Source organism: Pseudomonas sichuanensis (genome assembly GCF_024749065.1).
GTDB lineage: Bacteria > Pseudomonadota > Gammaproteobacteria > Pseudomonadales > Pseudomonadaceae > Aquipseudomonas > Aquipseudomonas sichuanensis.
The window spans coordinates 5,802,229-5,822,591 of the sequence record NZ_CP087185.1; the positions used below are offsets into that span (position 1 = coordinate 5,802,229).

The 20,363-nt window shown below is 65.1% G+C and carries 21 protein-coding genes and 2 pseudogenes; 12 read left to right on the forward strand and 11 right to left on the reverse strand.

Annotated elements, in window-relative coordinates:
• Positions 1-198 precede the first annotated feature (198 nt).
• The 6 genes and pseudogenes from LOY51_RS26040 (at position 199) to LOY51_RS26065 (ending at position 5,077) form a co-directional block, all read left to right on the forward strand.
• Positions 199-1,590 carry a COG3014 family protein gene (locus tag LOY51_RS26040; protein ID WP_258643693.1) on the forward strand — a complete coding sequence of 464 codons (1,392 nt, stop codon included), beginning with the start codon at positions 199-201 and terminating at the stop codon, positions 1,588-1,590.
• A 15-nt stretch (positions 1,591-1,605) separates the two neighbouring features.
• Positions 1,606-1,962 (forward strand): YcfL family putative periplasmic lipoprotein, encoded by a 357-nt coding sequence (locus LOY51_RS26045; protein WP_110992057.1) that lies wholly within the window; start codon positions 1,606-1,608, stop codon positions 1,960-1,962.
• Between the two features lie 21 nt (positions 1,963-1,983).
• Positions 1,984-2,571 carry a penicillin-binding protein activator LpoB gene (lpoB, locus tag LOY51_RS26050; protein ID WP_258643694.1) on the forward strand — a complete coding sequence of 196 codons (588 nt, stop codon included), beginning with the start codon at positions 1,984-1,986 and terminating at the stop codon, positions 2,569-2,571.
• Between the two features lie 3 nt (positions 2,572-2,574).
• Positions 2,575-3,318, forward strand: a complete 744-nt coding sequence (locus tag LOY51_RS26055) for a penicillin-binding protein activator LpoB (RefSeq protein WP_258643696.1) — start codon at positions 2,575-2,577, stop codon at positions 3,316-3,318.
• A gap of 162 nt (positions 3,319-3,480) precedes the next feature.
• Complete coding sequence (locus LOY51_RS26060) at positions 3,481-4,077, forward strand: DUF6088 family protein (protein WP_125861044.1); 597 nt, start codon at positions 3,481-3,483, stop codon at positions 4,075-4,077.
• Between the two features lie 79 nt (positions 4,078-4,156).
• A pseudogene (locus tag LOY51_RS26065) lies at positions 4,157-5,077 on the forward strand (nucleotidyl transferase AbiEii/AbiGii toxin family protein).
• Between the two features lie 55 nt (positions 5,078-5,132).
• On the opposite strand, the gene LOY51_RS26070 reads toward LOY51_RS26065, so the two are convergent.
• From LOY51_RS26070 to LOY51_RS26105, 8 genes are all read right to left on the reverse strand, one after another.
• The gene (locus tag LOY51_RS26070; protein WP_258643698.1) at positions 5,133-5,384 is read right to left on the reverse strand and encodes a DUF3077 domain-containing protein; all 252 of its coding nucleotides are present in this window, start codon (positions 5,382-5,384) and stop codon (positions 5,133-5,135) included.
• A complete protein-coding gene (locus tag LOY51_RS26075) occupies positions 5,381-5,641 on the reverse strand; it encodes a hypothetical protein (RefSeq protein WP_258643700.1) in 261 nt (86 codons plus the stop codon). The genes LOY51_RS26070 and LOY51_RS26075 overlap by 4 nt, the downstream gene beginning before the upstream one ends.
• 760 nt (positions 5,642-6,401) lie before the next feature.
• Positions 6,402-7,841, reverse strand: a complete 1,440-nt coding sequence (locus LOY51_RS26080) for an efflux transporter outer membrane subunit (protein WP_125861050.1) — start codon at positions 7,839-7,841, stop codon at positions 6,402-6,404.
• Positions 7,838-8,713: an efflux RND transporter periplasmic adaptor subunit gene (locus LOY51_RS26085; RefSeq protein ID WP_110992052.1), complete on the reverse strand. Its 876-nt coding sequence runs from the start codon at positions 8,711-8,713 to the stop codon at positions 7,838-7,840. The genes LOY51_RS26080 and LOY51_RS26085 overlap by 4 nt, the downstream gene beginning before the upstream one ends.
• Positions 8,710-8,922, reverse strand: a complete 213-nt coding sequence (locus LOY51_RS26090; RefSeq protein WP_110992051.1) for a DUF1656 domain-containing protein — start codon at positions 8,920-8,922, stop codon at positions 8,710-8,712. Before LOY51_RS26090 ends, LOY51_RS26085 begins: the two co-directional genes overlap by 4 nt.
• Positions 8,919-11,006 (reverse strand): FUSC family protein, encoded by a 2,088-nt coding sequence (locus LOY51_RS26095; protein ID WP_258643702.1) that lies wholly within the window; start codon positions 11,004-11,006, stop codon positions 8,919-8,921. The genes LOY51_RS26090 and LOY51_RS26095 overlap by 4 nt, the downstream gene beginning before the upstream one ends.
• Positions 11,003-11,440 (reverse strand): MarR family winged helix-turn-helix transcriptional regulator, encoded by a 438-nt coding sequence (locus tag LOY51_RS26100; protein WP_125466017.1) that lies wholly within the window; start codon positions 11,438-11,440, stop codon positions 11,003-11,005. Before LOY51_RS26100 ends, LOY51_RS26095 begins: the two co-directional genes overlap by 4 nt.
• 127 nt (positions 11,441-11,567) lie before the next feature.
• Complete coding sequence (locus tag LOY51_RS26105) at positions 11,568-12,479, reverse strand: LysR substrate-binding domain-containing protein (protein WP_125861054.1); 912 nt, start codon at positions 12,477-12,479, stop codon at positions 11,568-11,570.
• 130 nt (positions 12,480-12,609) lie between these two features.
• Here LOY51_RS26105 and ycaC point away from each other — a divergent pair, with 130 nt between their 5' ends.
• The 5 genes and pseudogenes from ycaC (at position 12,610) to LOY51_RS26125 (ending at position 16,809) form a co-directional block, all read left to right on the forward strand.
• Entirely contained in the window at positions 12,610-13,239 is a 630-nt protein-coding gene (ycaC, locus tag LOY51_RS26110) for an isochorismate family cysteine hydrolase YcaC (protein ID WP_110992047.1), read from the forward strand.
• Between the two features lie 79 nt (positions 13,240-13,318).
• A pseudogene (locus tag LOY51_RS27005) lies at positions 13,319-13,504 on the forward strand (antibiotic biosynthesis monooxygenase); the annotation flags it as partial.
• A gap of 109 nt (positions 13,505-13,613) precedes the next feature.
• Positions 13,614-13,874 carry a putative antibiotic biosynthesis monooxygenase gene (locus LOY51_RS27010; RefSeq protein WP_374046878.1) on the forward strand — a complete coding sequence of 87 codons (261 nt, stop codon included), beginning with the start codon at positions 13,614-13,616 and terminating at the stop codon, positions 13,872-13,874.
• 42 nt (positions 13,875-13,916) lie between these two features.
• A complete protein-coding gene (locus LOY51_RS26120; RefSeq protein WP_258643705.1) occupies positions 13,917-14,735 on the forward strand; it encodes an alpha/beta fold hydrolase in 819 nt (272 codons plus the stop codon).
• Positions 14,736-14,835: 100 nt separating this feature from the next.
• Positions 14,836-16,809, forward strand: a complete 1,974-nt coding sequence (locus LOY51_RS26125; protein ID WP_258643706.1) for an amidohydrolase — start codon at positions 14,836-14,838, stop codon at positions 16,807-16,809.
• Between the two features lie 146 nt (positions 16,810-16,955).
• Here the strand turns inward: LOY51_RS26125 and LOY51_RS26130 are convergent, their stop codons facing one another.
• The gene (locus tag LOY51_RS26130) at positions 16,956-17,768 is read right to left on the reverse strand and encodes a tetratricopeptide repeat protein (RefSeq protein ID WP_125861061.1); all 813 of its coding nucleotides are present in this window, start codon (positions 17,766-17,768) and stop codon (positions 16,956-16,958) included.
• A 205-nt stretch (positions 17,769-17,973) separates the two neighbouring features.
• Between LOY51_RS26130 and LOY51_RS26135 the strand changes: the two genes are divergently transcribed.
• Positions 17,974-18,531, forward strand: a complete 558-nt coding sequence (locus LOY51_RS26135; RefSeq protein WP_125466023.1) for a WCX domain-containing protein — start codon at positions 17,974-17,976, stop codon at positions 18,529-18,531.
• 90 nt (positions 18,532-18,621) lie between these two features.
• Here LOY51_RS26135 and LOY51_RS26140 read toward each other — a convergent pair whose 3' ends face one another.
• Both LOY51_RS26140 and LOY51_RS26145 read right to left on the reverse strand, forming a co-directional pair.
• Positions 18,622-19,485 (reverse strand): ABC transporter permease, encoded by an 864-nt coding sequence (locus LOY51_RS26140; RefSeq protein WP_258643709.1) that lies wholly within the window; start codon positions 19,483-19,485, stop codon positions 18,622-18,624.
• A gap of 14 nt (positions 19,486-19,499) precedes the next feature.
• Positions 19,500-20,363, reverse strand: coding sequence for an ABC transporter ATP-binding protein (locus LOY51_RS26145; protein ID WP_125466025.1), 864 nt, complete (start codon positions 20,361-20,363; stop codon positions 19,500-19,502).

Here is a 20,363-nt window from a genome sequence, read left to right on the forward strand (position 1 = left end):
ATCTTTACGACGGCGGGCCTGTCACATGGGCAGTAAAGGCACATGGCCATTAAAACGCCGCCACTTTGCGTATAATGCCGCCCATTCGTAATAGCCATTGGCAATCAATGTGCCTTTACCCAAAGGATCTGGCCCGGCCAGAGGGCCCGCCGCCCCGCTACAGCGGCTGCAACATGCTCCAGGGAATGAAAACCTCCGATGGCACCCCGCGTCCTGATCCTGGCAACCCTCTTCACCCTCCTGCAACTCAGCGGCTGCTCGGTGTTTCGCAGCTACGACAGCGAAATGCAGGCAACCAACCAGCAACTGGCCGCGGGCAATGTCGACGCCGCGCTGGCCCTGCTGGAAAGCCACAACACCCGCGAACAGAAGGACCTCCTCTACTACCTGGAGAAAGGTGAACTGCTGCGCTCGAAGGGCGACCTGGCAGGCAGCCAGGCAGCCTGGCGCTCGGCCGACAGCGTGGTGGTGCAGTGGGAAGAGGCTGTGCGCCTGGACACCGACAAGTACCTCAGCCAGTTCGGCAGCTACGTGGTCAACGACAAGGTCCGCCGCTACGAAGGCTACGACTACGAAAAAGTCATGCTGACCACGCAGATGGCCCTGAACCTGCTGGCCCAGAACGACTTCGACGGTGCCCGCGTGGCGATCCGCAAGAGCCACGAACGCGAAGCGATCATCGCCGAGCTGCGCGACAAGGCGTACCTCAAGCGTGAAGAGCAGGCACAGGAAGACGGCATCAAGACCGAAGTCGCCGACCTCAAGGGCTATCCGGTCGCCACCCTCGACGCCCCCGAGGTGGTCAACCTCAAGAACAGCTACCAGAGCGCCTTCAGCCACTATCTGGCCGGCTTCGTCTACGAGGCCCTGGGCGAAAAAGGGCTGGCCGCGCCGGGTTACCGCATGGCCGCCGAGCTACGCCCGAAAACACCGCTGCTGGAGCAGGCCCTGCTGCAGCTGGACGGCAACAGCGCCACCCCGGCAGAGAGCGACGTGCTGTTCGTGGTGCAGAGCGGCCTGGCGCCAGCCCGCGATTCCATGAGCATCCCCCTGCCCCTGGTGATCGATGAAAACCTGGTGATTACCCCGCTGTCGTTCCCGATCATTCGCGAAGACCGCTCCACCGCGCACCTGGATACCCTGCAGCTCGACGGCAGGCCCCTGGCCCTGACCTTGCTCAACAGCACCAGCGCCATGTCGCGCCGGGCCTTGCGCGATGACATGCCCGGCATCATCCTGCGCACCAGCGCGCGCGCCGTCTCGCGCACCTTGGCGCAGAAGAAGCTGAACGAGAAGGACCCGCTGGCCGGCCTGATCTTCGGCATCGCGTCGATGGTGCTGGAGAATGCCGATACCCGCACCTGGCGCACCCTGCCCGACCAGACCCAAGTGGCCCGCCTGCGGCTGAAGCCCGGCGAGCACCAACTGAGCCTGCCGGCGGTACTGGGCGGGGCCTCGATCAACGTGAAGATCGACCGCCCCTATCAGGTGGTCAGCCTGCGCGTGGTCGGCAACCAGGTGTTCGCCAGCGGCCCGGCCGTCCAGGTCGCGCCCACCACCACGGCCGCCACCGTGGTCAGCCTCAAGTAACCTCAAGGATCGAACATGCGCAGAACCTGCCTCGCCCTGCTCACCGCCGCCTTGCTGGCCGGTTGCTCCAACACCGAAACCGCCGCCAGCAAGGTCGTGACCATGGGCCAGTTGGACGATATCGAAGTCCATCAGATGCGGGTCGCCCGCGAGAATGGCTTCCTCACCGTCAACGTGGCGCTGAACAACACCAGCCGCAGCAACCAGACCCTGTTCTACCGCTTCGCCTGGCTGGACGACAGCGGCTTCCCCGTGGCCGACGAAGAAGGCTGGAAGGCCCTGCCGCTGTATGGCAAGCAGGCCAAGTTCCTGCCCGCCATCGCGCCGACCCCCAAGGCCACCGACTTCCGCTTCGAAGCCCACACCCGGTAACCCCTTTCAGGAGCACCCTGCATGTTTGCACGCCTTTCCCTCGCCGCCGTCGCCATCGCCCTGGTCAGCGGCTGCAGCACCCCGTCGCCGGTCCTCGGCGGCAAGAACATCAGCTACGGCGACAGCAAGGCGGTCGAGCTGATCACCAACGAGTTCGGCTCCACCGACCTGCAGATGATCGCCGAGAGCATGACCCGTTCCCTGGCCCAGTCCGGCGTGCTGCACGGCCGCCCGGTGGTGCAGGTGTACGACGTGAAGAACAAGACCAGCGAGTACATCGATACTCGCGAGATCACCACCACCATCAAGACCCAGCTGATGAAGTCCGGCACCGCCCGCTTCGCCAGCGACAACACCGACATGCAGAGCCAGGTCGACCAGCTCAAGCTGCAGAACCAGAGCGGCCTGTACAAGAAGAACACGGTGGCCAAGACCGGCAACATGATCGCCGCCCGGTATCGCCTGGAAGGCTCGATCAGCTCCATCGTCAAGCGCAGCAGTGACTACAAGGACGTGTTCTACAAGTTCAGCCTGCAGCTGGTCGACGTGGAAAGCGGCCTGGCCGAGTGGATGGACGAAAAAGAAATCCGCAAGACCACGGAGCGCTGACCGATGCGTGCATGGATGGCAATCATTGGCCTGGCCTGCGCCTTCGGCGCGCAGGCGGCCCCCAAGGTGGCGGTGACCGACCTGGCCTACGAGGCGCAGGTGGAGGAGTACATCCACAGCGTCAACGCCCAGAACAGCGGGCAGTCGAGCATGTACAACGCCAGCCAGTCGTCGAGCTACAGCGAGTACGAAAGCAGCAAGAGTTACATCCAGCAGACCGAGCTGCGCAGGTTTGGCGGCGACATCAAGGGTGAAATCCTCAAGACCGGCATGTTCGAGCTGATCCAGGGCAAGCCCTACACCGCCGAGGCCGAGGAAGACGTGTACGACGTGATCCGCCGGATCAAGAACGGCGCGTTTGCAGGCGCCGACTACGTGCTGTTCGGCACCCTGTCGGACATCGACTTCCAGGAGGACGTCAACGCCCTGGACCACACCGACAGTTATTCGAAGGTGCTGGGGCTGAGCGTGACCGCCGACTTCAGCCTGATCGATACCCGCACCTTGCAGATCACCTCGGCGTTCACCGCCATGGGTGAGGGGCAGGACATCAAGCTGATGAAAAGCCAGGACCGCCGCGTGAGCCTGAACCGCCCGAAGGTGGTGCGCGAAGTGTCGAAGGCGCTGGGGGAAGATGTGGCGCAGCAGTTGGCCGATCAGTTGGGCGGTGTCGGGCCAGGCCAGCCACGCCCGCCACGGGTGCGGGACAAGCTGCCGCCGGATGAGCCGGCGCGGATCTTGAACTGAGCCCTCTGTTAGCGTGAACCAAGCGCCCGGCGCCTTACGGCCCCGGGCGTTTTTTCTGCGCGCTGGCTCATCGAAACATGATGAAACTGCTCAATAGTTACTCAAATGTCAGAAACTCAACTATGCTTCTGACATTCTGCCGTTAGGTTGGCAATGTCGCTCATGAAGAAACTCCCCAAACAGATCCTCGAATTCAGCCAGGCATCACCAGAGGGTGAACTGATCTCGCCTAAACAATTTCTGCATGCGGGCAGCCGCGCCGCTATCGACCAGGCACTATCCCGCCTGGCCAAAGCCGGCCTGCTGATGCGGGTATCCCGGGGCCTGTACGTGGCCCCGGTGAAGAGCCGCTTCGGGACTCGGGCACCAGAGCCGGAACAGGTGATCGACTCGCTGGGCAGGCGGCTCAATGAAGTACTCACGCCCAGCGGTGCCGGTGCAGCCAATGCCCTCGGGCTCACCCAGCAGGTCCCCGTGCGCCAGGTGTTCTTGACCAATGGTCGCCAAAGGACCCTGACGATAGGAAATGCCAAAGTTGCCATTACCCACGCACCGCGCTGGGCAACGAGCCTGGGCGCAACCGCAGCGGGTGATGCTGTTCGGGCCCTGGCTTGGTTGGGAGAGTCGCAGGCCGCCCCGGCTGTCTCCCAACTGCATGAGCAGCTGGCGCACAGCGACTGGCAGCAACTGGTCTGCGCCATCCCTTCCCTGCCTTGCTGGATGGCCGCCTTGATCGGCAAGGAGGCGGCACTTGGCTGAGCACTTCTTCAGCCTTGCAGCGGCAGACCAGAGGGACGCGCTGTTGCAAGCTGCCTCCGATCTGGGTCGCCCTGCCTATTTGCTTGAAAAGGATGTATGGGTTGTCTGGGCACTCCACGCACTGTTCGCGTCCGATTCCGGTCAGCACCTGACCTTCAAGGGCGGCACCTCGCTTTCCAAGGTGTACCGCCTGATCGACCGTTTTTCCGAGGATATCGACCTTACCTACGACATCCGCCAGATCATGGATGGGCAAGCGCAAGATGAGCTTCCGGCCAGCCGCGCGCAGGCCAGGCGTTGGAGTGATATTGCACGCGAGCGCCTGCCAGAGCACCTGGCTGCCGTTGTCTGCCCAATGCTCAGGCAGGCCATTGAACGCGATGGCGTATAAGCCGAACTCGTCCACGATGGCGACAGGATCTACCTCAACTATGTAACGCGCACACCTGCAAACATGTATATCCAGCCCCGGGTGATGCTTGAGTTCGGCGCACGTTCCAGCGGCGAGCCAAATGACATGCACACCGTAACCTGCGACATGGCGATTGCCCTGCAAGGTCTGGCGTTCCCTCAAGCAAAGCCTCGCGTAATGAACGTCGCCAGGACCTTCTGGGAGAAGGCAACAGCTGCCCATGTTTACTGCGCACAAGCGCGCCTGAAAGGTGAGCGCTTTGCCCGTCACTGGCATGATCTTGCAGCCATTGCCCGCAGCAGCCATTTCGAAGGAGTCGCCACCAATCGCGAGGTAGCGCAACGTGTTGCCGACCACAAACAGTGGTTCTTCCGAGAGCGCTCGCAGGCCATGGAGTGGATCGACTATCGAACAGCCGTGCAGGGAAACCTGCGTCTGGTTCCCGAAGGTGACGCACGGCTCCAGTTGCAAGACGACTACGGGCGAATGCTTGAAGGCGGCATGTTCGACAGTGAACCAATGGCCTTCGATGCGCTGATGGACGCCTGTGCAGCACTCGAGGCACGCCTGAATGCCACACAGGTTTGAACCATCATTACTGAAGGGCTGAGTGAGGCACTTCAGCTGCCTTTGCCAACACTGATCAGCCAGACCTGTTCACCCCCAGCTCTAGATCGTTGATCAGCGCCTTGGCCATATCGCTCAAGATACGGGCCACACTTCCCGCCAGCAGGTCCCCTTCCATTTCCGCCTCGGTGGACAGGTGGCGGATACAGCCGAGCAACACCGAGACCTCATCCAGCACCCGCACCAGCGGAATGCCCGGCTGCACGCGGAACAGCTCCAGGCAGGTTTCGCGGCCCTCGGTGATGCAGGTTTTCAGGTCGTCGCTCATGGGCGTGGCTCCTGGGCGCCGTCGCAACGGGCCATCGTGTGTTCGATCAGGGCACGGGCCATATCGGTGGCGTAGGCAGCGTTGCTCAGCATGTGCAGGCCCAGGTCGCCGGCGTGCAGTCGGCAGTGTTCGTCCAGGGTTTCGCTCACGCCGCGCAGCAGCTGGCTGGCGTGGGCCAGGGCGTCGGGGGTGGGCAAGTTGGATTGGAGGGTGAAATAGGGGATGAAGCGGGGTGGGTCGGGGACGTGTTTTTTCATGACGAATCTCCGTATGACGTAGTCAGGACTGCCGTCCTCCTCGTCTCACGGATTTGGGTGGCAGTCGTACACGGGGTGAGACCCGGGGCATACGGAAAACCCGGCCAGGCATAGCCTGCCCGTGCACGACCACCATCAAGCGGTGCTTCCGTATGCCAGCCGGGTGTCTCACGCCCGATCGCCGAAAAGCGACCCGAGGACGTTATTCCTGAGGCATTCCACCGACAACATCGAAGCTTCCGCAAGGCGCGTAGGATACGTCCCAAGCCATGCGGAGCTGTAGGATTTGGTTTCATTTTCGGAAATGTCGCACGGGTTTCTGGCAATTCCTCGCGCTGGACCGCATCAAGGCCACCAGGTGTTCGCCACAACCCTTGCAGCGCCTATCAGATCGAGCGCCGCCCGCGCGGCGCTTCGCGGGTAAACCCGCTCCCACAGTTTGTTTCGGGCCAGTCTCTCCTGGGCCATTACCTGGTCCGCCTTGTTGGCACGACGCGGTTTCAGCGTGTGCGTTGCCGCCGCCCCACATGGCTCAAGACATGCACCAAAGCAGGTGGCGGTACTTTCACAGGAATAATTGGCCCGAAACAAACTGTGGGAGCGGGTTTACCCGCGAAGCGCCGCGCGGGCGGCGCTCGATCTCATAAGCGCTGCAAGGGTTGTGGCGAGCACCTGTATGCCCTGATGCAATCAACAGCCAGGCACCTGGCGGCCCTGATGCAACCATCGGCCAGACATCTACCCACGCAGCCTACCTACATCAGTTGGTTGAGGCTTTCTCTAGAGGCTTGGCACTACCCTTCCACCCCCCACCCAACGCCAGAAACACCCCAATCTGACCCATCGCCACCTGGCTGTTCGCCGCCGCCAACTGCGCCCGCACATCGGTATAGGTCCGCGTCGCCTGCAGATCAGCCAGGAACGACTCACGCCCCACCTGGTAACGCAGATGCGTCTGGTCCGCCGACTCTTTCGCCGAACGCTCAGCCTCAGCCAGCGCATCACGCCGATCGAGCAAGGCGCTGTACTGCGCCAGCCGCGTCTGTGTCTCACGAATGGCGTTCAGCACCACCCCATCGAACTGCGCCAGCGCCGCCTGAGTCGAGGCTTCCGCCATGCGAATACGCGCACGGGTGCCGTTGGTGGGAATATTCCAACTGATCTGCGGGCCAAAACCCCAACGGTTGGTGGAAGGCTCACCGAGGTTTTCAAGAATGCCGATGGTCCCCACCTGTGCCCCAATGCTGATGTCCGGATAAAGCGCACCAGTGGCCACGCCGATATTCGCGGTCGCAGCCGCCAACTGGCGCTCGGCCTGGCGCACATCGGGGCGGCGTTTGAGCAAGGCGGCGCCATCACCCACCGGGATCAGCTGCGCAAGGTGCGGCAGCTCGGCGCAATCGGCAGTACCCGCCGGCAACTGCTCGACCGGCCTGGCCAGCAACGCGGCCAGGGTGTACAGGCCCGTTTCGCGCTCGGCCTTGAAGCGCGGCAGTTCCGCCCGCAGCGACTTGAACTGGGTCTGCGAGCGGGTGACCTGGGTCTCGTCGCCACGGCCAGCGTCGCGCAAGCGCTGTGTCAGCTGCACGCCCTGCTGCTGCAGGTCCAGCGACTCACGGGCAATGTGGTACTCCTCGTTCGCCGAACACACCTGGGTGTAGGCCTTGACCACATCGGCCACCAGGGTGATGCGCGCGGTGTCGGCAGCGGCCTGCACCGCGTCGGCGTTGGCCTTGGCGGCCTCGGTGCCGCGCTTGAAGGTGCCCCACAGGTCGAACTGGTAGCTGACGCTCAGCAGCGCCTCGCCGATATTGGCCACCGGCACTTTCTCCGGCAGCAGGAAGGCTTCGCCGGACTCCTGCAAGCGCTGGGCACCGGCCTTGATGCCGCCATTGAAACCGCCCTGGGACTCGGCCACTTCCACCTGGGCACGGGCCTTGGCGATGTTGGCGGCGGCCACGCGCAATTCGGTGTTGGCGCTCAGGGCCTGGCGCACCAGTTCGTTGAGGCGTTGATCCTGGTACAGCTGCCACCAGTCCTCGGGCACCGGTGCCGACACCACGCTGTCGGCATCCTGGCGCAACGGGCCGTTGAGGTCGCTGCGCTGCACGGCGGCGTCCTTGGGCACTTGGTAGTTGGGTCCGACCATCATGCAGGCGCCGAGGGACAGGCTAAGCCCCACCAGGATCAGCTGTTTCATGGGCGCTGGCCCTCGATGATCGACACCGTGGCAGTGCGCCCGGCAATCATGCGGAAGTCCGCCGGCACCTCGTCGAAGGTGATGCGCACCGGAATCCGCTGGGCCAGGCGCACCCAGCTGAACGCCGGGTTGACGTTGGGCAGCAGGTTGGCGCCGCTGCTGCGGTCGCGGTCTTCGATGCCGGCGGACAGGCTTTCGACACGGCCGCGCAGGCGGGTGTTGTCGCCCATCACGCGGATGTCCACGGCATCGCCGATATGGATGCCGCCGAGCTTGGTCTCTTCGAAATAGCCATCGACGTGGTACGAGGCGCTGTCGACCACCGACAGCACCGGGCGGCCGGCGCTGACGAACTCGTGGGCGCGCGGGGCGCGGTCGTTGAGGTAACCGTCCACCGGGCTGCGCACCACCGAACGGTCGAGGTTGAGCTGGGCCAGGTCCACCTGCACCTGGGCCTGATTGACCGCCGAGCGGGCGCGGGCCTCGCGCGACTGGCTCTCTTCCAACTGCTCGGCCGCCACCAGGTTGCCCAGCTTGCGGTTGCGCTGCGCCTCGCGGGAGGCCTGGGCCAGGGTTTCCTGGCGCTCGGCCAGGGTCGCCTTGGCCTGGCGCAGGGCCAGGCTGAAGCGGTCCTGGTCGATGGTGAACAGCACGTCGCCGCGCTTGATGGTCTGGTTGTCGCGCACCTCGACCTTCTGGATCAGCCCGGACACATCCGGGGCGATCTGGATCACGTCGGCACGGATATGCCCGTCGCGGGTCCAGGGGGCGAACATGTAGTACACCACCATCTGCCACACGAGCACGGCGGCGAAGGTCACTACCAGCAAGGTCAGGACCACGCGGCCCAGGGTCAGCAAAGGTTTTTTCATGGCAGCATCAGGCTTCGGCAAAAGTGGTCGACCGCGCCCAGCAGCACGGCATACAGGGCAACGTTGAACAGCGCCCGGTGCCAGACCAGGCGGTAGAAATGCACGCGCACCAGCAGCGCGTGCACCCCCAGGAACAACAGGTAGGTCGCAAACATCATCACCAGCAGCGTGGGCAGGAACACCCCGCTGATATCCAGTTCACCTATCACAGGGGCGCTCCATCGAGGCCGGGGGGCAGTTGCGTTTGTTCAGTGGGTTCGAGCATCACCTCCACCCCCGGCAACAGGGCCAGGCGCAGGCCACTCAGGGCGTGCAGCAGGTGGGTGCGGGCATCGCCGCGCTCGTACAGTTCGTCCAGGTTCAGCGCCAGGCGCGCCCGCTCCATGTTGCGCAGCAGCGCTGCCGGGGCATGCAGGCGTTCGCCGGCGCGCAGGCAGGCGGCGTAGTGGCCGCCGACCTCTTCGATCACCGTCTGCAGGCGCTCGCGGGCCTGGCTGCCTGCGCGCGGCAGGTAGGCCAGCAGGTCGAGCAGGTTCAGCCCCACGCGCAGGTCGCGCAGCGCCACGCCGCTGTCCTGGCCGGTCTGTGACAGGCGCGGCAGGTGCTGCATCAGGCGGTCGAGCATCTGCACGCCGACCTGGCGGTGTTCGGCGAGGGTGGCCGGCGCGGTCATCTCGACGATGTCGCGCCAGGCGAAGCGGGTCATGCGCTTGGCCGCCAGCTCCACGCCGAACGGGCGCACCACGATGGTCCAGAGGAAGGCGAACAGCAGCCCCACCGGCCCCGCCAGGTTGGCGTTGAGGAAGGTGAAGAAGTCGGCGTCGTAGGCGCCCTGGATGCTGATGAAGGTCGAGGTGTTGACGATGGTCAGCAAGGTGCCCAGGTAGAAACGCGGCTGCACGGTGAGGGTGCCGACGCAGATGAACGGCACGGCAAAGGCCAGCACCAGCATGGCGAAGTCATGCAGGTTGGGCAGTACCAGGAACAGGTACAGGCTGGAGAAGATCACCGACATCAAGGTCCAGAAGAAGAACCGGTAGATCTGCGGCGCCGGGTCGTCCATGGCGGCGAAGAAACTGCACGACACGGCGGCGAGGATCACCGCGCTGGCGCCGTCGTTCCAGCCCAGGCCGATCCACAGGCCGCAGGCGACGACGATGGCGGTGACGGTGGAGAACACCGAGTAGAGCATCAGGCCACGGTCAAAGAAGGGGGTCAGCCGGCCCAGCCGCCAGTGCCGATACACCGCCCGCCAGGGCTTGGCGTCGTCGCTGCGCAGGGCGTGCTGCAGGGTGCAGCAGTCCTGCCACAGGTCGGCCCACTCGGTCAGGCGGTAGAGCGCATTGGACAACAGCAGCTCGGCGCGCTGGTCGAGGGCGGCGGCGCCGGGTTGCAGGCGATCGATCTGCTCGTGCAGGGCGGTCCAGCGGGCCACCGAGGCGCTGTCGGCGGTGCCCTTGAGCCATTCGCGGGCGGCCGTCAGCACCGGCTGCAACTGGGCGAACTGCACAGGGGCGCGGCCTTCAAGGGCGATCAGGGCGTCGTCGAGGGCATCGATCACCGGCAGCAGGTGGATCATCCGCCCGCGCAGTTCGCGGGCGTTCTTCAAGGTGTGCGGGCCGGCGCCTTCGTGGCCGAGCTGGCCGATCATCAGCTCCAGCGAGTTGAAGGTGGCGACCATCGCCCCGCGCATGCCGCCGACCTTGTCGGCGCTGGCTTCGCGGGCCAGGTAGGTATCGCTGTAGCGGATCGCCTCACCGAACCAGCTGCCGGTCGCGCCCACCACCACCGGCGCCAGCCGGCGCGGCCAGAACACCGCGCCGACCACCGCCGCGCAGACGATGCCCAGGCAGATTTCCTGGGCCCGGGACGAGGCCACGTCGAACACCGCCAGCGGGTTGTCGACCACGGCCAGGGCGATCATCGGCATCGTGTAGCCGGCCAGCATCAGCACGTAGTTGTTGGCGGTGCGCAGGTTCAGCGAGAGGAACAGCAGGGTGCCGGTCCACAGCGCGACGGCGATGCTCAGCAGCAACGGCGACTGCACCAGCAGCGGCACGAAAAAGATCGCCGCACCCGCGCCCAGCAGTGTGCCGAGTGCACGGTACAGCGCCTTGGAGGTGGTGGGGCCGAGGAATGGGCTGGAGACGATGTACACCGTGGCCATCGCCCAGTACGGGCGCGGCAACTGCATCAGCAGGGCGATGTACAGGGCGATCATGGACGCGGCGAAGGTGCGCACGCCGTAGAACCAGTCGCGGGCCGGGGGCACCGAGCTGAAGAAGCCGTTCATGGGGTGAGGCCCGCGTCTTCGAACACGCGGATCACCCGCAGGGTGGCTTCCAGGTCGGCCTGGTCGATGCCCTGCAGCAACTCGCGGCGCAGGCGCACCAGTTCGCCTTCGATCGACTCGGCCAGGGCGCGGCCCGTGGCGGTCAGGCTCAGGGCCTTGGCGCGGCGGTCCAGCGGGTCCTCGCTGCGCAGCACCAGGCCCGCCTTGCACAGCTGGTCGAGCAGGCGCACCAGCGACGGGCTTTCCAGGCCGGCGGCCTGGGCCACCGCCACCTGGTGCACGCCATCGCCCAGGCGCACGATCATCAGCAACGGCACGGCGCAGGCTTCGGAGATGCCATAGCCGGTCAAGGCGCCCTGGCACAGGCGACGCCAATGCCGGGCGGCCACGACCATGCCGCTGCTGATTTTCATGTGCAGAGCGTCAAGTGACATAGGAGGAACCGAGGATATTCATAGTTTGCTAACTATCAATATACGCCCTGCCCTCCCCCTGCCGTCAACCGGGCCTGACCGCAGGCGAAGATGAAAAGTTGTTCATCCTCGCGCCAGACCCGCGCCGTCAGGCCATGTCGCTGGTGGCGAATTCCTCGGCCAGGTGGTCGATCAGCGCGCGCACCGACGGCAACAACCCGCGCCGTGACGGGAAGATCGCATGGACGATGCCGCAGCGCGGGTGCCATTGCGGCAGCAGCTCCACCAGCCTGCCCGCGGCCAGGTCCTCACGCACCGCCACCCGTGGCAGGTGGGCGATGCCCACCCCGGCCACCACGAAATGGCGCAGGGCAAACAGGTCGTCGCTGACCATGCGCGGCGTATGCGGGATGACCAGGCTGTGCTGCTGGTCCTCGCCCTGGAACAGCTCCCACTGGTATTCGCGCTGGGCGCCGCCCCAGTGCAGGCTGGGCAGCGTGCCCAGTTGCTGCGGGTCGAAGCCCGCCGGCAGTTGTTCGAGGAACGCGGGGTGCCCGACCAGGCACTGGGTGCTGTTGCTCAGCACCTTCATCACCATGTCGGTGTTCTCCAGCGGCGGGAAGCGCACCCGCAGCGCCAGGTCGAAGCCTTCGTGCAGCAGGTCGACGCGGCGGTTGGTGCTCTCGATGAACAGCTCCACCTGCGGGTACTTGAGCATGTAGCGGGTGAGCATCGGCCCGACCCAGGAATTGAGCAGGGTGGTCGGGCAACTGATGCGCACCAGCCCGCGCGGCTCGCTGCGGTTGCGCTCGATGATTTCGGCGGCGCCCTCGGCCTCCACGCGCATGGCCAGGCAACGGTTGTAGTAGGCCTGGCCGATCTCGGTCAGCGAACAGTGCCGGCTGGTGCGGTGCAGCAGGCGCACGCCCAGGCGCTCCTCCAGGTCGGCGATGCGCCGGCTGAGCTTGGACTTGGGCATGTCCAGCGCCCGCCCGGCCGGGGCGAAGCCGCCGTGCTCCACCACCTGGGTGAAGTAGTACAGGGAGTTGAGGTCTTCCATTGATCGTTCACCAAATAGAACGCTAGAGGCAATTTTTGCAGTCTACCGCGCCAAAGGTGATGAATCTAATCTTTGCTCATCAACGCGAAACACCCCACCCAGTGAACGACACACCCTAAGGAGCACGACCATGGCTAACTTCAAATACAACCGCCTGAACAAAGACGACGCCGCCGTACTGCTGGTGGATCACCAGGCTGGCCTGCTGTCGCTGGTGCGCGACATCGAGCCGGACCGCTTCAAGAACAACGTGCTGGCCCTGGCCGACCTGGCCAAGTACTTCAACCTGCCGACCATCCTCACCACCAGCTTCGAGCAAGGCCCCAACGGCCCGCTGGTACCGGAACTCAAGGCCCTGTTCCCCGACGCGCCGTACATCGCCCGCCCAGGCCAGATCAACGCCTGGGACAACGAAGACTTCGTCAAGGCCGTGAAAGCCACCGGCAAGAAGCAACTGATCATCGCCGGCGTGGTAACCGAGGTATGCGTGGCCTTCCCGGCGCTGGCGGCCCTGGAAGAAGAGTTCGAAGTGTTCGTGGTGACCGACGCCTCCGGCACCTTCAACGAAATGACCCGCGACGCGGCGCACGACCGCATGAGCCAGGCCGGCGCGCAACTGATGACCTGGTTCGGCGTGGCCTGTGAGCTGCACCGCGACTGGCGCAACGACGTCGAAGGCCTGGCCGCGCTGTTCAGCAACCACATCCCTGACTACCGCAACCTGATGACCAGCTACAACACCCTGACCGCCGGCAAGTAACCCGCCAGCCGCCTGGCGCCCTCGAGGCGCCAGGCGGCCCGGCACACCCCGTCAACGCAGCTCACGCCAGGGCCCGCCGATGAACACTCCGCACAACCGCAACGTCGTCACGCTGGTGATCCAGCACAAGGTCCGCGCCCAGGCGCTGGCGCCCTACGAGGCTTGGCTCAAGCATGCGGTGAGCACCGCACGCCAGCAGCCGGGCCACCTGGACGTCAACGTGATCCGCCCGGACGACGGTGGCCGGCAGTTCACCACCATCGTGCGGTTCGCCGACGCCGACCTGCTGCAGGCCTGGGTCAATTCGGCCGAGCGCCAGGCGCTGGTCAGTGAAGTACTGCCACTGCTTGAAGAGGGCGACCAGACCCAGGTGCATGACGATCCGGAGTTCTGGTTCACCCCGCCCAGCACCCGCGCCACCGCCGCGCTGGAAGCAGGCCGTGCTTACCTACCTGGTGATCTGCCCCATGACCCTGCTGATCCCGCAACTGCTGGCGCCTCTGTTCGCCCGCTACCCGCTGCTGGCTGGCCCTATCAGCGGCAACCTGATCACCAACCTGTTCGTCATCCTGCCCGTGGTGTTCTACATCATGCCCTGGGTGACCCGCCGCTGCGCCGCCTGGCTGCGTGGCTGAAAGTTTTCTCACTGCCTCACTCGAATTTCAGGAGATACCGACATGAGCACACTCGTTACCCGCGATGGCACCTCGATCCACTACAAGGACTGGGGCAGTGGCAAACCCGTCCTGTTCAGCCACGGCTGGCCACTGGACGCCGACATGTGGGATTCGCAGATGGAGTACCTGGCCAGCCGCGGCTACCGCACCATCGCGTTCGACCGCCGGGGTTTCGGGCGCTCCAGCCAGCCTTGGACTGGCTACGACTACGACACCTTCGCCGATGACATCGCCCAGTTGATCGAACACCTCGACCTGCGCGAGGTGACCTTGGTGGGCTTCTCCATGGGCGGTGGCGACGTCAGCCGTTATATCGCCAGGCACGGCAGCGAGCGCATCGCCGGCCTGGTGTTGCTGGGTGCGGTAACGCCGGTGTTCGGCAAGCGCGACGACACCCCGGACGGTGTCGACAGTGCGGTCTTCGACGGCATCAAGGCCGGCCTGCGGGCAGACCGGGCGCAGTTCATCGCCGACTTCGCCACGCCCTTCTATGGCATCAACCATGGCCAGCAGGTGTCCCAGGGCGTGCAGACCCAGACCTTGAACATTGCGTTGCTGGCGTCGATCAAAGGCACCCTGGACTGCGTGAGCGCTTTCTCCGAAACCGATTTCCGCCCGGACATGGCCAAGATCGATGTGCCGACCCTGGTCATCCACGGTGACGACGACCAGATCGTGCCGTTCGAGAGCACTGGCAGGAAAGCTGCAGAGCTGATCCGCGGTGCCGAGCTGAAGGTGTACGCAGGGGCGCCCCATGGCTTTGCCGTGACCCATGCGCAGCAGCTCAATGAAGACCTGCTGGCCTTCCTGAGTCGCTGAAAAGCGGGGGCCGCTTGCCGGCGATGAGGCCGAAGCAGGCTGCACAAAACCTGATCAAGGCTAACCTTCACCCGCCTGCCGCAGCCCGATGGAGAACACCATGTCCCAGGACCCTAACGACAAGAGCCGCCGCCAGTTCCTCGCCACCAGCACCGTGCTCGGCGCCGCTGGCGCACTCTGGTCGGCCCTGCCCTTCAGCGGCTACGCCACTGCATCCACCCAAGGAGGTTCCATGACCGCCGACCTCATCCTGTTCAACGGCAAACTGCACACCGTCGACCGTGAAAACCCCACTGCCACCGCCGTCGCCATCAAGGACGGCAAGTTCATCGCGGTGGGCAACGATGCCCAGGCCATGGCCCACAAAGGCGCCGCCACGCAGATCGTCGACCTCAAACAGCGCACGGTGATCCCGGGGCTCAATGACTCGCACCTGCACCTGATCCGCGGCGGCCTCAACTACAACCTGGAACTGCGCTGGGAAGGCGTGCCATCGGTGGCCGACGCCCTGCGCATGCTCAAGGACCAGGCGGCCCGCACGCCGACCCCGCAGTGGGTACGGGTGGTCGGCGGCTGGAACGAATTCCAGTTCGCCGAAAAGCGCATGCCCACCCTGGAAGAAATCAACCAGGCCGCCCCCGACACCCCGGTGTTCCTGCTGCACCTGTACGACCGTGCCCTGCTCAACCGCGCCGCGCTCAAGGCGGTGGGCTACAGCAAGGACACCCCCAACCCGCCGGGTGGCGAGATCCAGCGCGACAAGTTCGGCAACCCGACCGGCATGCTCATCGCCCGTCCCAACGCGATGATCCTCTACGCCACCCTGGCCAAGGGGCCGAAGCTGCCGCTGGAGTACCAGGTCAACTCGACCCGCCAGTTCATGCGTGAGCTCAACCGCCTGGGCCTGACCAGCGCCATCGATGCCGGCGGCGGTTACCAGAACTTCCCTGACGACTACTCGGTGATCCAGGAGCTGGCCGACAACAACCAGCTGACCGTGCGCATCGCCTACAACCTGTTCACCCAGAAGCCCAAGGAAGAGCTGGACGACTTCAAGAAGTGGACCGCCAGCGTCAAGCTGCACAGCGGCACCGACTTCCTGCGCCACAACGGTGCCGGCGAGATGCTGGTGTTCTCCGCCGCCGACTTCGAGGACTTCCTCGAACCGCGCCCGGACCTGCCGCAGACCATGGAGCAGGAACTGGAGCCTGTGGTGCGCCACCTGGTGGAACAACGCTGGCCGTTCCGCCTGCACGCCACCTACAACGAATCGATCACGCGCATGCTCGACGTGTTCGAGAAGGTCAACCGCGACATCCCGTTCAATGGCCTGCCGTGGTTCTTCGATCACGCCGAGACCATCACCCCAGAGAACATCGAACGTGTGCGGGCGCTGGGCGGCGGCATCGCCATCCAGGATCGCATGGCCTTCCAGGGCGAATACTTCGTCGACCGCTATGGCGCCAAGGCGGCCGAGCAGACCCCGCCGATCCAGCGCATGCTCGACATGGGCGTGCCAGTGGGTGCCGGTACCGACGCCACCCGCGTGTCCAGCTACAACCCGTGGACCTCGCTGTACTGGCTGGTCAGCGCCAAGACCGTGGGCGGCATGGCGCTTTACCCCGAAGGCCTGAGCCGCGACACCGCGCTGCAGCTGTTCACCCAGGGCAGCGCCTGGTTCTCCAGCGAGCAGGGCAAGAAAGGCCAGATCAAGGTGGGCCAGCTGGCGGACCTGGCGGCGTTGTCGCTGGATTTCTTCAGCGTTGATGAAGAGGCCATCAAGGGCATCGAGTCGGTGCTGACGGTGGTCGATGGCAAGGTGGTGTACGGCGCTGCCGAGTTCGACAAGCTGGGCCCGCCACAGGTACCGGTGCTGCCCGAGTGGTCACCTGTGGCCAAGGTGCCGGGGCACTGGCGCGTGGGTACGCCATCGCTGGCGGCCGTCGTGCACCAGTGTTCAGGGCCATGCGGGGTGCATGCGCACAGCCATGAACAGGCGCGCCACTCCAAGGTGCCGATCAGCGACTTCCAGGGGTTCTGGGGGGCATTGGGTTGTTCGTGCTTTGCGTTCTGAGGTGACGGGATGCTCAGTTGAGCGATTTTGGGCCGCGCTGCGGCCCTTTCGCCGGCAAGCCGGCTCCCACAGGTACAGCGCATGCCTCAAGTTTGACGCGATTCCTGTGGGAGCTGGCTTGCCAGCGATGGGCTGCAACCATGCCCTCAACGCTGAACCTGGTCTTCCAGTTTCATGGTCAGCGCCAGGGTGCTGCCCAGCTGGATCGCCTGGTCACGCCAGCTCTGATAGCGCGCCGTGTCGCGGCTGCTGAAGTGCACCGCCAGTTCCTCGGCGGCCTGCATCACCCCGGTGGCCGCTGCCAGCTCCAGCCAGTACAGGGCAGCCCTGGTATCCGCTGCCACGTACAGCCCATGCAGCAAGCGATAACCCACCTCGAAACGGCAACGCGTCTCGCCGCGTTGTGCCCCGCGCAGGAACCAGTGGTAAGCCTCGAGCGGGTCCACCTGCCATGGCGGCTCACCGTCGCACACCTCTTCTTCGTACAGGTCGCCCAGCGCCGCCGCCGCATGCAGCATGCCGCGCTCGAAGGCATGGCGGTAATACTCGGCGGCGTTGGTATAAGACACTTCCACGCCCTTGCCGAAATAGTGCTGCTGGCCCAGGTTGAACCAGGCAACGGCATTGCCCTGCAAAGCCGCCATGCGCAGCAGGTGCCCGGCCAGCACGGTATCGCCGCGCCAATACTTGCCGTTGAGCCAGATCCAGCCCAGGTCGTTGAGCGCCGCCACGTTGCCGAGCAGCGCCTGGCTGCACAGGTCGGCGTACACCGCCTGCAGGTCGGCAGCTTCATCCAGCCGGTCGATCAGGCCGAAGCGCTCACCGCCCTGCAGTGCCTGGCTCGGCATGCCGACCCCGACGAACAGCCGCTGGCGCTGGCCCGGCAATGCCGGTACCGGCGCGATGCGCTCGGGCAGCAGCCGCGCGAGCAGCGAATGGATATTGCTGGCAGCAGACATGTTCATCCTCATTGAACGGCGCACAGCTCCGGGCTTTGCCGTGATGGGGCGTGATTCTGCGCGACGACACGACAAAACCTGTCGCGAACGATCCAGCGCCAGGCAACCAATTGTCTGTTCCTTGATCTGAGCAGGCCGTGGCCAATTGCCATGACCTGCCCGTGCCGCCATTCTATGGCGGCAAGCCTAGACAAGGACGTTTCCTTTGCCGTTCGCCACCACCCGCGCCACCCTTAGCCGCCAATGGGCACTTCTGCGCCAGTTGCCCAGCCGCTCCCCCGGGACCACCAGCGCAGAACTGGTGTGGCGCCTGCGTGACGTGGGCTTCAACGTCAGCAAGCGCACCGTCGAGCGCGACCTCAACGAGCTGTCGCTGATCTTCCCGCTGGAACGCAACGACAAGAGCATCCCGTTTGGCTGGCACTGGTCGGCCAATGCCGGCAGCGAGCTGCGCGGCAATTTCGACCTGCAGGGGTATTTGCGCAGCGATACGTTGCAACCGGCCCAGGATGAGGGCGTGGAACTGCAAGCCTGGGTCAGCGACCCGCTGGCGCGGCAACTGCGCGAAGCGCCGCTGACCGGCGATATGCAACTGACGGCGCTGGAGCAGGGGCACCGGCTAAGGGCAACAGTGATCGATGGCTGGCCGTTGCGCTGGTGGCTGCTGAGCCAGGGGGAAGGGTTGGTGGTGGAGTTGCCACTGGCGTTGCGTGAGGAAATTGGCCGGACCCTGGCCAATGCGGCGGCGCAGTACCAGGTGTAGTGGCCTGTAGCGGCCCTATCGCGGGGCAAGCCCGCTCCCACGGTATTCGTAGGAGCGGGCTTGCCCCGCGATAGGGCCGGCCCAGGACGACTACCGCTGCATGCCCCAACGCCGCACGGTCAGCCGCTCCAGGGTATTGAACACCAGCCCCTCCACCAGCAACCCAATCAGGATCACCACGGCCAACCCGGCAAACACTTTGTCGGTATACAGCTCGTTGCGGTTCTGGAAGATGTACCAGCCCAACCCGCCCTTGCCGCTGCTGGCGCCAAACACCAACTCGGCGGCGATCAAGGTGCGCCAGGCGAAGGCCCAGCCGATCTTCAGCCCCGACAGGATCGACGGCAGCGCCGCCGGCACCAGGATATGCAGCACCAGGCGCAAGCCGCGCAGGCCGTAATTGCGCCCGGCCATGCGCAGGGTTTCGGACACGCCGAGAAAGCCCGCGTAAGTGTTCAGCGCCAGCGCCCACAGCACCGAATGCACCAGCACGAAGATCAGGCTGTTGTCGCCCAGCCCGAACCACAGCAGCGCCAGCGGCAGCAGGGCGATGGCCGGCAGCGGGTTGAACATCGAGGTCAGGGTGCCCAGCAAGTCGCGCCCCAGTTGGGTCGACACCGCCAGGCTGGTCAGGCCGAAGGCCAGGACGATCCCCAGTACGTAGCCCTTGAGCAGCACCACCAGCGACACGCCGACCTTGGCGAATATCTCGCCGCTGAGCAGCCCCTCCGCCAACGCCGTAGCCGTCTGCACAAAGCTCGGCAGCAGCAGGTCGTTGTCGGTGAAGCACGCCACCAGCTCCCACACCACGGCCAGCAGCACCAGGATCATCGCCTTGCGCAGCCAGCCCTGCTGCCACAGGCGCTGGGCCAGCGGCAGATCACGTTCCAGCGGCACCCCGGGCAGGGGCTGCAACTGCACTTCGTATTCCTGGCGAACAGCTGTCGTCGTCATGCCAAGGCTCCTGTTCAGTAGGCGATGCGGATGTCGTTGAAGCCAAGGTCGCTGGCCTGTGCCGGCGCCTCGTCTTCGTCGAACAGCAAGCGGTGGATGCGCCGGGCACTGGCCTGGAAGTCGCTGCCGCCCAGGCTGCCGAGATCGTACTGGTGGCTGTGCACTTCGGCCCGCACCCGGCCCGGGTGCGGCGACAGCAGCAGGATGCGGTTGCCCACCACCAGCGCTTCTTCGATGGAGTGGGTGACGAACAGCAAGGTGAAGCGCACTTCCTCCCACAGCAGCAGCAACTCTTCCTGCATCTTGCGCCGGGTCAGGGCATCGAGCGCGGCAAAGGGCTCGTCCATCAGCAGGATCTTCGGCTGGGTCGCCAGCGCCCGGGCAATCGCCACCCGGGCCTTCATGCCGCCGGACAGGGTGTGTGGATAGGCATCGGCGAACGCCGCCAGGCCGACCTTTTCCAGATAGTGCAAGGCGCGCTCCTCGGCCTCGGCGCGCTTGAGCTGGCCGGACACCAGCAGCGGGAACATCACGTTCTGCTTCACCGTCTTCCACGGCGGCAGCTGATCAAACTCCTGGAACACCACGATACGGTCCGGCCCGGGGCCGCGTACCGGCTGGCCTTGCAAAAGGATCTGCCCTTCACGGGGCTCGATGAACCCGGCCACGGCCTTGAGCAAGGTGGACTTGCCGCAGCCGGAGGGGCCGAGCAGCACGAAGCGGTCGGCGCGGTCGACTTCGAAACTGACCTGGTGGGTGGCCCGCACCACGCGCTGCGCGGTGCGGTATTCGAGGCTCAGGTTGTCCACCGCCAGCAGCGGTGGGGTGGCGACACGGCTCAGGTTGCTGGCCGTGTGGCCTGGCAATGGGGCGGTCAT

Coding starts and splice junctions, on each gene's coding strand:
- LOY51_RS26040 (WP_258643693.1), top strand. CDS start 199: ATGGCACCCCGCGTCCTGATCCTGGCAACCCTCTTCACCCTCCTGCAA.
- LOY51_RS26045 (WP_110992057.1), top strand. CDS start 1,606: ATGCGCAGAACCTGCCTCGCCCTGCTCACCGCCGCCTTGCTGGCCGGT.
- lpoB (WP_258643694.1), top strand. CDS start 1,984: ATGTTTGCACGCCTTTCCCTCGCCGCCGTCGCCATCGCCCTGGTCAGC.
- LOY51_RS26055 (WP_258643696.1), top strand. CDS start 2,575: ATGCGTGCATGGATGGCAATCATTGGCCTGGCCTGCGCCTTCGGCGCG.
- LOY51_RS26060 (WP_125861044.1), top strand. CDS start 3,481: ATGAAGAAACTCCCCAAACAGATCCTCGAATTCAGCCAGGCATCACCA.
- LOY51_RS26070 (WP_258643698.1), bottom strand. CDS start 5,384: ATGAGCGACGACCTGAAAACCTGCATCACCGAGGGCCGCGAAACCTGC.
- LOY51_RS26075 (WP_258643700.1), bottom strand. CDS start 5,641: ATGAAAAAACACGTCCCCGACCCACCCCGCTTCATCCCCTATTTCACC.
- LOY51_RS26080 (WP_125861050.1), bottom strand. CDS start 7,841: ATGAAACAGCTGATCCTGGTGGGGCTTAGCCTGTCCCTCGGCGCCTGC.
- LOY51_RS26085 (WP_110992052.1), bottom strand. CDS start 8,713: ATGAAAAAACCTTTGCTGACCCTGGGCCGCGTGGTCCTGACCTTGCTG.
- LOY51_RS26095 (WP_258643702.1), bottom strand. CDS start 11,006: ATGAACGGCTTCTTCAGCTCGGTGCCCCCGGCCCGCGACTGGTTCTAC.
- LOY51_RS26100 (WP_125466017.1), bottom strand. CDS start 11,440: ATGTCACTTGACGCTCTGCACATGAAAATCAGCAGCGGCATGGTCGTG.
- LOY51_RS26105 (WP_125861054.1), bottom strand. CDS start 12,479: ATGGAAGACCTCAACTCCCTGTACTACTTCACCCAGGTGGTGGAGCAC.
- ycaC (WP_110992047.1), top strand. CDS start 12,610: ATGGCTAACTTCAAATACAACCGCCTGAACAAAGACGACGCCGCCGTA.
- LOY51_RS27010 (WP_374046878.1), top strand. CDS start 13,614: ATGACGATCCGGAGTTCTGGTTCACCCCGCCCAGCACCCGCGCCACCG.
- LOY51_RS26120 (WP_258643705.1), top strand. CDS start 13,917: ATGAGCACACTCGTTACCCGCGATGGCACCTCGATCCACTACAAGGAC.
- LOY51_RS26125 (WP_258643706.1), top strand. CDS start 14,836: ATGTCCCAGGACCCTAACGACAAGAGCCGCCGCCAGTTCCTCGCCACC.
- LOY51_RS26130 (WP_125861061.1), bottom strand. CDS start 17,768: ATGTCTGCTGCCAGCAATATCCATTCGCTGCTCGCGCGGCTGCTGCCC.
- LOY51_RS26140 (WP_258643709.1), bottom strand. CDS start 19,485: ATGACGACGACAGCTGTTCGCCAGGAATACGAAGTGCAGTTGCAGCCC.
- LOY51_RS26145 (WP_125466025.1), bottom strand. CDS start 20,363: ATGACCGCCCCATTGCCAGGCCACACGGCCAGCAACCTGAGCCGTGTC.